Annotated in this window: 12 protein-coding genes and 1 pseudogene; 4 read left to right on the top strand and 9 right to left on the bottom strand. The window is 70.8% G+C overall.

What is annotated here, in order from left to right:
• Nucleotides 1-51 precede the first annotated feature (51 nt).
• Complete coding sequence (locus RKD20_RS34285) at nucleotides 52-1,059, top strand: CopD family protein (protein ID WP_424881099.1); 1,008 nt, start codon at nucleotides 52-54, stop codon at nucleotides 1,057-1,059.
• Between the two features lie 15 nt (nucleotides 1,060-1,074).
• Here RKD20_RS34285 and RKD20_RS34280 read toward each other — a convergent pair whose 3' ends face one another.
• From RKD20_RS34280 to RKD20_RS34270, 3 genes and pseudogenes are all read right to left on the bottom strand, one after another.
• Nucleotides 1,075-2,118: a zinc-dependent alcohol dehydrogenase family protein gene (locus RKD20_RS34280; protein ID WP_424881098.1), complete on the bottom strand. Its 1,044-nt coding sequence runs from the start codon at nucleotides 2,116-2,118 to the stop codon at nucleotides 1,075-1,077.
• Nucleotides 2,119-2,153: 35 nt separating this feature from the next.
• A complete protein-coding gene (locus RKD20_RS34275; RefSeq protein WP_424881097.1) occupies nucleotides 2,154-2,882 on the bottom strand; it encodes a lysoplasmalogenase in 729 nt (242 codons plus the stop codon).
• Nucleotides 2,879-3,746 (bottom strand): annotated as a pseudogene (locus tag RKD20_RS34270) (sterol desaturase family protein). The gene RKD20_RS34275 and the pseudogene RKD20_RS34270 overlap by 4 nt, the downstream one beginning before the upstream one ends.
• Before the next feature lie 149 nt (nucleotides 3,747-3,895).
• On the opposite strand from RKD20_RS34270, the gene RKD20_RS34265 reads away from it, so the two are divergent.
• Nucleotides 3,896-6,967, top strand: a complete 3,072-nt coding sequence (locus RKD20_RS34265) for an NACHT domain-containing protein (RefSeq protein WP_424881096.1) — start codon at nucleotides 3,896-3,898, stop codon at nucleotides 6,965-6,967.
• Here the strand turns inward: RKD20_RS34265 and RKD20_RS34260 are convergent.
• Nucleotides 6,964-7,689: a VIT1/CCC1 transporter family protein gene (locus tag RKD20_RS34260; RefSeq protein ID WP_424881095.1), complete on the bottom strand. Its 726-nt coding sequence runs from the start codon at nucleotides 7,687-7,689 to the stop codon at nucleotides 6,964-6,966. The two genes, RKD20_RS34265 and RKD20_RS34260, sit on opposite strands and share 4 nt — an antisense overlap.
• A gap of 88 nt (nucleotides 7,690-7,777) precedes the next feature.
• Here RKD20_RS34260 and RKD20_RS34255 point away from each other — a divergent pair, with 88 nt between their 5' ends.
• Nucleotides 7,778-8,761, top strand: coding sequence for a DEDDh family exonuclease (locus tag RKD20_RS34255; RefSeq protein WP_424881094.1), 984 nt, complete (start codon nucleotides 7,778-7,780; stop codon nucleotides 8,759-8,761).
• A 111-nt stretch (nucleotides 8,762-8,872) separates the two neighbouring features.
• On the opposite strand, the gene RKD20_RS34250 is transcribed toward RKD20_RS34255, so the two are convergent.
• Nucleotides 8,873-9,121: a hypothetical protein gene (locus tag RKD20_RS34250; RefSeq protein ID WP_031046215.1), complete on the bottom strand. Its 249-nt coding sequence runs from the start codon at nucleotides 9,119-9,121 to the stop codon at nucleotides 8,873-8,875.
• A 125-nt stretch (nucleotides 9,122-9,246) separates the two neighbouring features.
• Here RKD20_RS34250 and RKD20_RS34245 point away from each other — a divergent pair, with 125 nt between their 5' ends.
• Nucleotides 9,247-10,044: an SURF1 family protein gene (locus RKD20_RS34245; protein WP_424881093.1), complete on the top strand. Its 798-nt coding sequence runs from the start codon at nucleotides 9,247-9,249 to the stop codon at nucleotides 10,042-10,044.
• A gap of 156 nt (nucleotides 10,045-10,200) precedes the next feature.
• On the opposite strand, the gene RKD20_RS34240 is transcribed toward RKD20_RS34245, so the two are convergent.
• The 4 genes from RKD20_RS34240 to RKD20_RS34225 form a co-directional block, all read right to left on the bottom strand.
• A complete protein-coding gene (locus RKD20_RS34240; protein ID WP_424881092.1) occupies nucleotides 10,201-11,133 on the bottom strand; it encodes a hypothetical protein in 933 nt (310 codons plus the stop codon).
• A 62-nt stretch (nucleotides 11,134-11,195) separates the two neighbouring features.
• Nucleotides 11,196-11,417 carry a YbdD/YjiX family protein gene (locus RKD20_RS34235; RefSeq protein ID WP_424883383.1) on the bottom strand — a complete coding sequence of 74 codons (222 nt, stop codon included), beginning with the start codon at nucleotides 11,415-11,417 and terminating at the stop codon, nucleotides 11,196-11,198.
• Nucleotides 11,418-11,419: 2 nt separating this feature from the next.
• The gene (locus RKD20_RS34230) at nucleotides 11,420-13,525 is read right to left on the bottom strand and encodes a carbon starvation CstA family protein (protein ID WP_424881091.1); all 2,106 of its coding nucleotides are present in this window, start codon (nucleotides 13,523-13,525) and stop codon (nucleotides 11,420-11,422) included.
• A gap of 99 nt (nucleotides 13,526-13,624) precedes the next feature.
• Nucleotides 13,625-13,840: a DUF3311 domain-containing protein gene (locus RKD20_RS34225; RefSeq protein ID WP_424881090.1), complete on the bottom strand. Its 216-nt coding sequence runs from the start codon at nucleotides 13,838-13,840 to the stop codon at nucleotides 13,625-13,627.
• Between the last annotated feature and the right edge of the window lie 157 nt (nucleotides 13,841-13,997).

Raw genomic sequence — 13,997 nt, 5'->3', positions numbered from 1 at the left:
CTTGTTTTCCTGCAGTTGCCCGGTTCTGTCCACTGTGGTCAAGATCGTGGGGTGAGCTTGACCAGACCCACCTCCGAGGTGACCGACGCGCGCGGCGCCTCGCGGCGTCCCGGCACCGGTCGGGCGGTCGCCGTCCTCGTCCTGGCGGTACTGGGCATGGCGATCCCGCTGCTCGGTCCGTCCGCCGCGCTGCACGGCACCGGGGAGGCCGCCGCGCCCGGGACCGGTGGGGTGGCCCTGCTGCGGACGGTACTGTTCGCGGCGTTGTGCGTGCCACTGGGCGAGCTGTTCGTGGGCCGGGCGGCCCGTTCGGTGCCCGCTGCTCCCCCGGACGCCCCGCGCTCCTGGGCTCCCCGCGCGGCCGCCGCCGGGCTCCTTGCCGCGCTGGGCCTGGCCTCCGTCGTGGCGACCGGCAATCTCGTGCCCCACAGCCTCTCCGAGATCGATGTCGGCGGCCTGTACGCCTCGCGGGACGGCAAGGTGGCCCTGCTGGAGGTCAACGCGTTCCTGATCGCCGGTCTGTGTGCCCGCTCGGGCCGCCCGGCCGTCCGGGTGTGGCCCCTGTCCGCCGTGGTGGTGGCGGAGGCCCTGCGCGCGCATCCCGCGACCGAGCACAGTCCGCTGGTCGGCTCCGGGCTGACGGTGGTTCACCTGACCTGCGCGGCGCTGTGGGCGGGCGGGCTGCTGCACGTGCTGCGGACGCTGCGCCAGTGGGGCCCCGGGGAGCCGGCCGCGGCACTGCTCGGGCTCTACGCGCGCGTGGCGGCCGTTCTGCTCGCCGCCATCTCCGCGACCGGTGTGTGGAGTTCGCTGCGCCGGATGCCGCCCGGCACGATCCTGGAACAGCTGACGGACACGGCCTACGGCCGCACTCTGCTCGCCAAGATGCTCCTCGTGGCGGTCGTCACCGCGCTCGCCCTGTGGGCCCGGACCCGGCTGCGGCGCGCCCCCGACCCCCTGACCGCCTGCGCCCCCGCGCGCGTGGAGGTCGTCGCGCTGGGGCTGGTGGTCGTGGTGTCGGGACTGCTGACGGCACTGCCGCTGCCGATCCGCTGGTAGCGCCGCCGGTGACGGTCAGTTGGTGACGAGGACCTTGAGCGCGGTGCGCTCGTCCATCGCCTTGTAGCCGTCGGGGACGCCCTCCAGGCCGACGGTCATGTCGAAGACGGGTGAGGCGTCGACGGTGCCGTCCAGGACGTCGGGGAGCAGCTCGGGGATGTAGGCGCGGACCGGTGCGACGCCGCCGCGCAGGGCGATGTTCCGGTCGAACATGACACTGAGGTCGAGGCCGGTGCCGCTGCCGTGCGGCACTCCGACGAAGCCGATGGCGCCGCCGTCGCGGGTGATGTCGACCGCCGTACGCATGGACTGTTCGGTGCCGACGGCCTCGACGACGGCGTGTGCGCCCTGGCCTCGGGTGAGTTCACGGACGGCCTCGACGGCCGCGTCCCCGCGCTCGGCGACCACGTCGGTGGCGCCGAAACGGCGCGCGAGGTCGGTGCGGACCTGGTGGCGGCCCAGGGCGATGATCCGTTCGGCGCCGAGCCGCTTGGCGGCGAGCACCGCGCACAGGCCGACGGCTCCGTCGCCGACGACGGCGACCGTGGCACCCGGGCGGGCTCCGGCACCGAGGGCCGCGTGGTGCCCGGTGCCCAGGACGTCGGAGAGGGTCAGCAGGGAGGACAGCAGACGGTCGTCGGAAGCCGCCTCCTTGGGCAGCCGTACGAGGGTCCCGTCGGCGAAGGGGACGCGGACGGCTTCGCCCTGGCCACCGTCGTAGCCGACGGAACCCCAGAATCCGCCGTGCTCGCAGGAGGTGGTCAGGCCCTCGCGGCAGTAGTCGCAGACGCCGTCGGACCACATGAAGGGTGCGACGACGAGGTCACCCCGCCCGAGGGTGGCGACCTCGGAGCCGATCTCCTCGACGACGCCGAGGAACTCGTGGCCGATCCGCTGCCCCGGCCGCCGCGCCGCCTCGCCGCGGTAGGCCCACAGGTCGCTGCCGCAGATGCAGGCGCGCAGGACCCGGAGCACGGCGTCGGTGGGCAGTTGCACCACGGGCTCGGGCACGTCCTCCACGCGCATGTCGTAGGGGGCGTGGATGGTGGTGGCGCGCATGGCGAGGGTCCTTCTGGTGCGAGGTCGGGCTGCGCTCAGGGGGTGGTCGAGCGCGGGGTCGGGCGCTTGGTCAGGCGCTTGGTCGAACGCACCTCACCGTACGTCGCCATCGGCCCCGGGCGCGCTTCGAGGGCTCGCAGGGTGCCGATGGCCAGCAGGAACTGCGCGGCGGCATACGTGAGCATGATCCAGAAATCGGGCCGTGGGAGCTGGGGCCAGTCGGCGACGCCGGTCGCGATGAGGGTGTCCGAGAGGAGGAAGAGGGCGCCGCCGACTCCGGTGAGCGCCCCGAACCGCACGGCCGACGCGCACGCCGTCGTCGTGAGCAGCACGCTGTAGCCGGCGACGGGCACGCGCAGTCCGGCGGGCAGGTCCGGCCACAGGGCGACGACGGTGCCGACGAGGGCGGTGGCGTAGGCGGGCGCGAGGAGACCGACACGCGCGCGTGGGCTGCCGTACGCCTGGAAGAGCGCGAGGTAGCAGACATGCCCGGCCGCGAAGGAGGCCATGCCGGCGAGGAAGGCGGGGTCGGCGTCGGACAGCAGCAGGACGTCGCCGCCCCAGCCGCACAGGAGGGCGCCGACCAGGAGCCGGGGCGCCCCGGACGCGACGCAGTACGCGGCCAGGAGGGGCATCAGGAGGGGCTTGGCGACAGTGTGGCCGGGAGCGAAGCCGACGGCCAGGGAGGTGAGGTCGACGGCGGCGGTGAGGGCGAAGACCGTGAGGAGTGCGTGTCGGGTGCCGGGGGCGCTCGGGGTGCTCACGCGGGCACGGTTTCCTCGGCCGTCTCCGGCAGCGGCGCGGGTGCCCAGCCCGGCCCCCTGAAGACGCGGCCGGCCCGCTCGCGCCAAGTCCGTGCCTTCTTGATGTCCTTGAGGATCGCTACGTACTCATGAGTGGCCACCTTGATCGGGTTGAACGTGTTGATGTTCTTGGTCAACCCGTAGACGGGCCGTTCGGTCTCGGCGACGAACGAGCCGAAGAGCCGGTCCCAGACGATGAGGATGCCGCCGAAGTTGCGGTCCAGGTAGCCGCCCTGGGAGGCGTGGTGGACGCGGTGGTGGGACGGGGTGTTGAAGACGAACTCGAACCAACGGGGCATCTTGTCGATGCGTTCGGTGTGGATCCAGAACTGGTAGACGAGGTTCGCGGAGGAGCAGAAACGCGAGCGCGGCCGGGTGGACGCCGGCGGCGACGAGGGGAACGTAGAACGGCCAGACGGTCAGGGTCGTCCAGGGCTGGCGCAGCGCGGTGGTGAGGTTGAACTTCCGGCTGGAGTGGTGGACGACATGGCACGCCCACAGGATGCGGATGACGTGGTGGCCGCGGTGGGACCAGTAGTAGAAGAAGTCCTGCCCGAGCAGCATCAGAGGGACCGTCCACCACAGGACGGGGACGCGGAGCGGGGTGAACTCGTACAGGGCGGTGTAGACGGCGACGATCGGGATCTTCCAGAAGAAGTCGAAGAAGAGGCTGCCGAGTCCCATGCCGATGCTGGTGGCGGCGTCCCTCGTCTCGTAGCCGGCCGCGTCCTCGTCCGGATGGATGCGGACGCTGATGATCTCGATGACGGTGAGCAGCACGAAGGCGGGTATGGACCAGACCACGACGTCGGGGAGGTTCGGCATGCGTGCACCGTAGAACCGCCGGTCGGGCACGGCTAGACGTTGTTACCCACAAGTATTACCGGTGGTACGCGCTTGCTTCTTGGCGATCTCCGCCAAGGGTGTCAGCGGGCGGTCCTACGCTGCGGAGGCAGTGGAGGGGGAGGTCGGGGATGCAGGGACTCGAGGTTGTGCTGGTGCGGCTGGCATCGACGGTGGTCCAGACGGTCGCCAAGTCGGCGCTCGCGCCGCGGCCGGGCGCGGGTCTGGTTCCGGATCCGGTACGGCCGTTGCCGAAGCCGGCGGGGCCGGAGCGGCTGGCGCGGGTGCTGGGCGGGCGGATCGCGGGGGCTTACGCTTCGCTGCCGGAGCACGAACGGCTGGCCGCTGTGGCGGCGGTGCAGGACACGTTCGCGGCGGCGGGGGAGGTGGACGCGGAACGGCTGTTCGCGGCGGACCTGGATCCCGGGCGGCTGGTGGAACAACTACGGCGCCCGGTGGACGACTTGGCCACCGCCGCCCAGGACCTGTACCGGGAGTTACTCGGGCTGTGCTGCGAGCACCTCGTCGAGCAGCTCACCGCGCATCCGTCGTTCGCCGCGCGGGCGGCGGTGGAGCAGACGCGGCGGACGGGCGAGCTGCTCAGGGGGCGGAGCACGGAAGGGCCGGTCACCTCGGACTTCGACGAACGGTACGCGCGGTTCGTCACCGGGACGCACTCCCGGCTGGAGCTGTTCGGGGTGACGCTGGGCGGACGGCGGCGGGCCGAGTGGGCGCTGGACACGGCGTACCTGAGTCTGGCGGTCAGCGGTGAGGGCCGGTACGAGCCGCAGCGCGAGGGCCTGCCCCAGGAGGCGCCCACGCCCGTGAAGGTGGAGCAGGCGCTCGCGACGTCCGGCCAGCGGCTGCTGCTGCGCGGACCGGCCGGGTCGGGCAAGTCGACACTGCTTCAGTGGCTGGCGCTGAACGCGGCCCGGCAGAGCTTCGGCCCCCAACTGGCCGACTGGAACCGGTGCGTGCCTTTCGTACTGCGCCTGCGCTCCTTCCACACCCCGGACGGGCTGCCGATGCCCGAGGACTTCCTGTCGGCGTCCGGAGTGCCGCTGCGCGCCCCGGACGGCTGGGTGGAACACCTGCTCGCCAGTGGCCAGGCACTGGTATTGGTGGACGGTGTCGACGAGGTGCCGCTGCGGCTGCGCGAGCGGACCGAGAAGTGGCTGAAGTCGCTGCTCACCGCTTTCCCGCGGGCGCGGTACGTGGTCACGACCCGTCCCTCGGCGGTCCCGGAGGACTGGCTGTCGGCGCAGGGCTTCACGGCGCACACGCTGCTGCCGATGGAGCGCGAGGACATCAAGGCGTTCGTACGGCACTGGCACGACGCGGCCCGCCAGGAGTGCGGGCCTGAGGCGGAACGGTCGGTGCTGGACCGGTACGAGGCGAGTCTCGGCGAGGCGCTGACCACGCGCCGGGACCTGGGGCGGCTGGCGACGAACCCGCTGATGTGCGCCCTGCTCTGTGCACTGAATCGCGACCGGCGCATGCATCTCCCGCGTGCCCGGAAGGAGTTGTACGACGCGGCGCTGGACATGCTGCTGGTGCGGCGGGACACGGAACGCGAGATCACCGCGGTCGAGGGGGTCTCCCTCTCGCGCGACGAGCAGACGGCCCTGTTGCAGCGGCTCGCCTACTGGATGATCCGCAACGGGCAGGTGGAGGCGGCCAGGGACGAGGTCGTTGCCATGCTCGACGAGTGGCTGGCGGCGATGCCGCAGGTACGGGAGCAGGGGGACGCGGGGCAGGTCTTCTCCCATCTGCTGATCCGCAGCGGGCTGCTGCGCGAACCGGTGCCGGGGTATGTGGACTTCGTCCACCGCACCTTCCAGGACTACCTGGGAGCGAAGGCGGCGATCGAGGCGCGGGACTTCGGAGTGCTGGTCCGCAACGCCCACGACGACCAGTGGGACGACGTGGTGCGGATGGCGGTGGGGCACGCGCGCGTGGAGGAACGGTCGCGGCTGCTGAGGCAGTTGCTGCGGCGGGCCGACAAGGTACGGAGGTATCGGGAACGGTTGGTGTTGTTGGCGGCGGCAAGTCTGGAGCATGCGCCGGAGTTGGATCCGGGAGTGCGGGGGGAGGTCGAGGAACGGACTGCGGAGTTGTTGCCACCGCGGAGCTTCAAGCGGGCGGAGCCCTTGGCCAAGGCTGGGGAGTTGGTGCTTGAGCTGTTGCCGGGACCGGAGGAATTGACGGAGCCCGAGGCGGCGGCTGTGGTACGGACGGCGCGGTTGATCGGGGGCGACGCGTCTTTCGAGTTCATCACTCGTTTCCGGGCCGACCGGCGCATGGCTGTGCGCTCGGAACTCAACACTGCTTGGCCGTCGTTCGACACGATCGAGTACTTCGAGGCGGTCCTTGAAGGCACCGTCGAGGCCGGGCAGATCCTCACCATGGATGACGCCGAGAAACTGGCACTCCTGCCGCGCGTGCCCCAGCTCACCGAGCTGTTCCTGGTCGGTGACCATGAGATTTCTCCAGCTGTGCTGGCACACGAGCGGCTGGAATTTCTGGGCCTTATACGGAATCACCTGATCAGTAACGTCTCGTCGCTGCAGAATTTGCCGAACCTGCGCAGCCTGACCCTCGACACCTGTCAGTCCGTCACTGATCTCGACTCGCTTTCCCACCTCCCTTTGACCCACGTCCACGTGTACAAACCTGGCACCCAGCTCTCGCTGGCGCCCCTGGCAGAGCTGACCGACCTCCAGCACTTCACCTTCGACTTCGCAGCCGCCGAATCAAGGCTGGACAAATTACTGTTCGCCCCCCAGCTCACCGGTCTCGGGTTCTTCCAGCAAGCATGCGTCACGAGGCTGGTCGGGTTGGAAGCCCTGACGTCTCTCACGTGGCTCACCGTCAACACGGAGCAGCAGTGGCGCGCCTTTCTCACAGCCGGAGTGTTTTCACCGTTGGAGACACTCCAGATCCTGGACGTGCCGCACATCGACCTTGCAGACGTGGTTCCACACCAGGGGCTCAACACCGTCTACGTCAGCAAGTCCCGCCAAGTGGACAACATCGCCGCCCTCTCCGAACTGCCCGCCCTGGTGACTGTCGAGTTCTCCCGCTGCGGCCCCCTCGACCTGACACCCCTGATCCCTTTGGCGCACGTCAGGGTCAGGCTCTACGACTGCGACCCAGCTCTCGGCATCGAGTTCTTCCCTCAAGAACGTCTGCTCGTCAACTAGATCCCCACCGCCCCCAACAGCGATCCCACCCCGTAAGTGACCCCCATCGCCAACACCCCGCCCGCCACATTCCGCACCACCGCCCGCCCGGGCGGCGCCGCCCCCAACCGCGCGCTGCTCCACCCCGTCAGCACCAGCGCCGCCACCACCGACACCACGGTCACCGGCACCCGCCACCCCGACGGTGGCAGCACGATGGCGAGGAGCGGCAGCAGCGCCCCCGCCGTGAACGCCAGGAAGCTCGCCCAGGCCGCGTGCCAGGGGTTCGTGAGTTCGTCCGGGTCGATGCCGAGCTCCACGCGCGCGTGGGCCCGGAGTGCGTCACGCTCCGTGAGTTGCTGCGCCGCCTCACGGGCCACGTCACGGGACAGGCCGCGTTCCTCCAGAAGCTCCGTCAATTCCTCCAGCTCCGCCTCGGGCTGTTCGCGGAGTTCCCGTTTCTCCACGGCCAGCGCGGCCATCTCGGAGTCGCGCTGGGTCGACACGGACACGTACTCCCCGGCCGCCATGGACATCGAGCCGGCCAGCAGGCCCGCCAGACCCGCCGTCAGCAACGCCGCGCGGTCGCTCGTGGCGCCGGCCACGCCGACGACGAGGCCCGCCGTGGAGACGATGCCGTCGTTCGCGCCGAGGACCGCCGCGCGCAGCCAGTTGAGACGGGCGCCGAGCCCACCACCGTGCGCCTCGCCGTGCGCCGGTCCACCCACACCCTCTTCGGTCATCCCCGGAGGATCGCACCCCGGTCCTCGCGAGCCGCGCACCGACGCCGCCGTGAGGGACTGTCAGTCGTGGCCCGTATCCTCATGAACCATGCTCGAAGACCAGACGACCGCAGCGTCCTCCCCCACAGCGTGGCCGGCCGCGTATCCGCAGGGATACGCGGTCGTCGACGTGGAGACCACCGGCCTGGCCCGCGACGACCGGATAATCTCCGCGGCCGTCTACCGACTTGACGCCCGCGGCGAGGTCGAGGACCACTGGTACACGCTGGTCAATCCGGAGCGCGACCCGGGCCCCGTGTGGATCCACGGGTTGACGAGCGACACACTCGAGGGCGCCCCTCTCTTCCAGGACGTCGCCGACGAGTTCTCGGCCCGTCTCGACGGCCGCGTGCTCGTCGCGCACAACGCCGTCTTCGACTGGCAGATGATCGCCCGTGAGTACGCGCGCGCGGGCCGGGTCGCGCCGGTGAGTCAGCGGCTGTGCACCATCGTCCTGTCGAAGGAGCTCGGCCTCCCGCTGCCCAACCACAAGCTGGAGTCGCTGGCGGCCCACTTCGGTGTCGTACAGCAGCGGGCGCACCATGCCCTCGACGACGCGCGCGTGCTGGCGGAGGCCTTCCGGCCGAGCCTGCGGGCCGCCGCCGCGCGCAGTGTGCGGCTGCCGCTGCACGAGTGCCGGCCGCTGACCGAGTGGACGGACCGGGCGGTGCCCCGGCAGTCGGCGGGCTACGGCGGTTACCGGACCACCAGTTGGCGGCCCACCCGCAAGCGGCCCGCGTGCCCCTACCCCAACCCGGGGCGGTTCGAGGACGGCAAACCGCTCAAACAGGGCATGCGGATCGCCTTCTCCGGAGACACCTCGATCGAGCGCGACCTCCTGGAGGACCGCGCGATCGAGGCCGGGCTGCATGTCGCCACCAGCATCTCCCGGCTGACCAGCCTGCTCGTCACCAACGACCCGGACTCGGGCACGTCCAAGGTGGTCAAGGCCCGGCAGTTCGGCACGCCGGTCGTCGACGAGGCGGCCTTCGGGCAGCTTCTCCGGGATGTGGAACCGGCGTCGGAGGGATGACCGTAGGGGAGGGTGACCGGACGGAAGGGATGACCGGACGGAAGGGATGACCGGACGGAGCGAATGGGCCGTACGGAGGGGACGGCCGTACGGAACGCACCGTCGCGTCGGTCACACGGCCGAGCCGACCTTGTCCACGATGCCGGCCTTGCCCTCCGCGCGGGCACAGTGCGCGCCGCAGAACCAGTGACCGTCCACCTCGACGCCCTGGCCGATGATCTGCACCCGGCAGTGCTCGCAGATCGGTGCCATGCGGTGGATCGCGCAGGCGAACGAGTCGAAGACGTGGCGTGCCCCGTCCCGGGTCTCGACGGTGAAGGCCAGCTCGTAGTCGTTCCCACACACTTCGCAACGTGTCATAAGCCGAATCGTCAGGGGCGGGTCCGGCCCTCGCAAGCCGGGAGCGTCCCTCGGGTGGGACCGGCGACGGAGGCTGAGCACACCCCTGTGGGAACACCCCGCCGTCCGAGTTGTACGGTCGTGGGGTGTACCGCTTCCTGTTGTCCCGGCAGTGGGTGATCCTCACCCTGGTCGCCCTGCTCCTCATCCCCACGATGATCAGGCTGGGCATCTGGCAGATGCACCGCTACGAGATGCGCACCGCCCGCAACCAGCTGGTCTCCGACGCTATGTCCGCGAAGCCGGTGCCCGTGGAGCGGATGACCTCGCCCGGACACACGGTCACCACCCACGACCGGTACCGCCGCGTGACCGCGAAGGGGCACTTCGACACCGACGACGAGGTCGTCGTCCGGCGCCGCACCAACTCCGACGACGAGGTCGGCTACCACGTCCTGACCCCCTTCGTCCTCGACGACGGCAAGGTGCTGCTGGTCAACCGGGGCTGGATCCCCTCGAACGGTCCGAGCCAGACCGCGTTCCCGAAGGTCCCCGCTCCCCCGAAGGGCGAGATCACCGTCACCGGGCGGCTGATGCCCGACGAGACGACCGCGGCGAGCGGCATCAAGAACCTCAAGGGGCTGCCGGACCGGCAGGTCATGCTGATCAACAGCGAGCAGGAGGCCGAGCGGCTCGGTGCCACGGTGCTCGGCGGGTACATCGCCCAGACGGCACCCGAGCCGAAGGGTGACAGCCCGGAACTGATCGGCGGCAACCCCGGCAAGGAGGACGCCGCGCTGAACTACGCCTACGCCATCCAGTGGTGGCTGTTCTCCGCCGGCGTTCCGATCGGGTGGGTCGTCCTCGTGCGGCGCGAGCTCCGCGACCGCCGGGAGAAGGCGGAGCAGGGCAGCACCGCGGAGGCCGAACCGGCCGCGGTGTGACACGCCCATGGGAAGCCTCTGGCGGCCCATGGGAGGCCCTGGGTGGGCCCGGCGTGACACACCCATCGGGGAAGGCCCGAGCAGGCCCCGACGCGACGCGTCCGCGCAGCACGCCGGACGTGCTACTCACCCGGCCGGCACACCCCGACGTGGCGCTCACTGTCCCGGACGGTCCCGCCAGTAGCGGAACGTGCGTTCCGGCTCGGGCAGCAGCTCCCACGGATGCGGGGTCATATGGCGGCCGATCCGCCGGAACACCGGCGCCGCGTCGGCCGGGCGGTGGGTGCGGACGAGTGCGAAGGCCAGGATGTTGAGGTCGGCGACAGCCTCGGCGTGCGGTGCGGCGGCGGTGCGGAACCACGCGGTCAGGGCAGACTCGATCTCGACGCCGACCCGGGGTTCGTTCCAGTGGCGGTCGGCCCCGAAGGACATCTGCCGCTGCCGGTGCGCGACGAGTTCGACGCGGGCCGCCACGGGTAGCAGGGCGAGCGGTGAGCCGTGCGGGGCGCGGGCGGCGCCGTGTCCGGCGAAGTCGATCATGTCGGCGACAGAGCCGTGTCCGCGCGGGGACAGATAGCGCAGCAGCCGGTGGTAGGCGCCCCGGTGCCACGGGGCCCGAATGACGGCCTCGGTCCAGACGGGCACGGCGTCCCGGGGCGGTACGGCGAGGGAGTCCATCAGCCCGAGGAGGGCCAGCCAGGGTGTCGGATCCTCGGGGCAGGCCTCGGCGGCTCGCAGACACGCTCGCTCGGCGTCCCGGACCGCAGTCCACCCGTCGGCCGGGGCCCGTACACACCGGACACACGCCCACAGCACCAGTGCGTCCCCGTCACCGGGCCGTTCGGTGATCCAGCGCTCGGACACCGAGACCGGCAGGCGGTCCGCCAGTACCGACATCCGGTGCCACCGCCGATCCCAGTCCTTCCCCGTGTCCCGCAGCACGTCGGCGACCGGCTGCCAGAGCGGACGGCTGGAACCCGCGCCGAGGCCGTGCAGCTGAGGGGTGGGCCGCAGTTCGGTCAGCGTCGCGTGCAGCGCGTCGTCGTCGAGGGCGGGGTGAACCAGCAGGGCGGTGCGGCGTCTGAACATCTCGGTCCCTGAAGGTGAGTGGGGCGGGCGGAGCGCCCGCCCCGTGGTCCACGACGGCGGCGTCAGCAGCACCGGCCCTGCGGATGGGCCTCCCGATGCCGCGCGCGCAGCACCTCGTACTCCCGTCTGGTCGGTACCGGTGCGAGCGGACGGTGGCGCCGGATCCGCTCGCGGTAGCGGTCGTACTCCGCCTCCCCGGTCAGCTCCCGCAGGTACCACCGCACAGCCCGCACCCAGCGCCGCGCGGTCCGCACCCGGCGCCGCGCGGTCACCGTCACCGTCACCGTCACGGGCGCACTCCCACGAACTCGTGCTCGTCACCGGCCTGCTCGGGCACGTCGATCCGCGACTCGACGTACGGCGCCTCGGTGGTCGGCGACGCCCCCGGCGCCCGGACCGCCCGCACGCACACCACCCCCGCGTTGACGATCACGACCGCGACCAGCAGCAGGAACAGGGCGATCAGCACGCCGTCGACCGTGGAGTTGGTGACCACGGTGTGCATGTCGTCGAGGGTCTTGGCGGGCGCGAGCACCTGGCCCGCGTCGATGCCGTCCGCGTACTTGGCCCGCTGGGCGAAGAACCCGACCCGCGGATCGTCGGAGAAGATCTTCTGCCACCCCGCGGTGAAGGTGATCGCGACCACCCAGGCCAGCGGGATCCCGGTGACCCACGCCCAGCGCAGCTTCCCGGACTTGACGAGGACGGTGGTGCACACGGCCAGGGCGATCGCGGCCAGCAGCTGGTTCGCGATGCCGAAGAGCGGGAAGAGCTGGTTGATTCCGCCGAGCGGGTCGGTGGCGCCGGTGTAGAGGAAGTAGCCCCAGGCCGCGACCACCAGAGCACTGCACAGCCAGATGCCCGGCTTCCAGTTGACCCGGCCGACCGGCTTCCACACGTTGCCGAGCATGTCCTGGAGCATGAAGCGGCCGACCCGGGTTCCCGCGTCCACCGTGGTCAGGATGAACAGTGCCTCGAACATGATGGCGAAGTGGTACCAGAAGGCCTTCAGGGCGGTCCCGCCGAAGACGCCGGAGAAGATCTCCGACATGCCGACCGCGAGGGTCGGGGCGCCTCCGGAGCGGGCGATCAGGGACTGTTCCTCGACCGCCTTGGCCGCGTGGGTCAGCTGGTCGGGCGTGATGGTGAAGCCGAGGCCGGCGACCGCGTGCGCGGCCGACTCGGCTGTCGTGCCGAGCAGTCCGGCCGGGGCGTTCATCGCGTAGTACAGGCCGGGCTCCAGGGTCGCGGCGGCGATCAGCGCCATGATCGCGACGAACGACTCCATCAGCATGGCGCCGTAGCCGATCATGCGGACCTGCGACTCCTTCCGGATCAGCTTCGGTGTCGTACCGGAGGAGACCAGGGCGTGGAAGCCGGACAGCGCGCCGCAGGCGATGGTGATGAACAGGAAGGGAAAGAGCGATCCCGCGAAGACCGGGCCCGCTCCCGACGAGGCGAAGTCCGTCACGGCCTCCGCGCGCAGCACCGGGGCGGCGACCACGACCCCGACGGCGAGCAACGCGATCGTGCCGATCTTCATGAAGGTGGAGAGGTAGTCGCGGGGGGCCAGGAGCATCCAGACCGGGAGGACGGACGCCACGAAGCCGTAGCCGACCAGGCAGAAGACCAGGGTCGTAGGGCTGAGGGTGAAGGTGGAGGCCAGCGAGGAGTTCTGGACCCAGCTGCCGCCGACGATCGCGAGGAGGAGCAGCGCGACACCGATGAAGCTGGTCTCCACGACCCGGCCGGGGCGGATGCGGTGCAGCCAGAAGCCCATGAACAGAGCGATCGGGATGGTCATGGCGACGGAGAAGGTGCCCCACGGGGAGTGGGCGAGGGCGTTGACCACGACCAGGGCGAGCACGCCCAGCAGGATGATCATGATGGCGAAGACCGCGATCAGCGCGGCCGCGCCGCCCGCCCTGCCTATCTCGTCACGGGCCATCTGCCCGAGCGACTTGCCGTCCCGACGCATGGACAGGAACAGCACGACCATGTCCTGCACGGCCCCGGCGAAGATCACTCCGGCGACGATCCACAGAGTGCCGGGCAGATAGCCCATCTGGGCCGCGAGGACCGGGCCGACCAGCGGTCCGGCGCCCGCGATCGCGGCGAAGTGGTGGCCGAGGAGCACCCGCTTGTCGGTGGGGTGGAAGTCGACGCCGTCCTCCAGGCGTTCGGCCGGGGTGGCGCGGCGGTCGTCCGGCTTCAGGACGCGGCGGGCGAGGAAGCGGGAGTAGAAGCGGTAGGCGATCGCGTACGAGCCGAGCGCGGCGACGACCAGCCAGACCGCGGAGATCTTCTCGCCCCTGGCCAGGGCGAGCACGCCCCAGGCGACCGCGCCGAGCAGGGCGACGACGGCCCACAGCAGGACCGACCGAGCTGACATTCGTGATTTTTCAGGCGCCTTGAGGGCAGGCTGAAGGACGGTTTCGGGCATGGCGGCTCCTGACCGGAAACGGTGGGACAACTAAGGGAAACGAAGGGCTCAGCGGCGATCTCGGTCCGACAGGACGTACGCGGCGAGCAGGCACAGACCGCACCCCGGCACCCAGGCCAGCTGGTACCAGTAGAAGAACGGCGTGCCCGCCAGGCGCGGCTCCGCACCGGCGTACATCGGGACCCACAGCAGTCCCGCGGCGGGTGCGAGAAGCAGTACGGCGATCGCGACGCGCCGTAGCCGGTGATGACCGGTCCGTGCCATGACCTGCGCTCCTCTCCCCATCGCTGTCGGTCTGTGCAAGAGTTGCGCACCTCCCACGGACGGTTGACAGCGAATTCCGGGGAGATTTCACGCCGATGTCCGTCATCCGAACCGGCTGCCCGCGCAACTAATGCGCGAGGGCACAGACACCTTCGGG

Source organism: Streptomyces sp. SLBN-8D4, assembly GCF_049739545.1.
Classification (GTDB): Bacteria; Actinomycetota; Actinomycetes; order Streptomycetales; family Streptomycetaceae; genus Streptomyces; species Streptomyces canus_C.
Note: the sequence above shows the minus strand (reverse complement) of the source record. Positions and strands in the feature narration are given on the sequence as shown.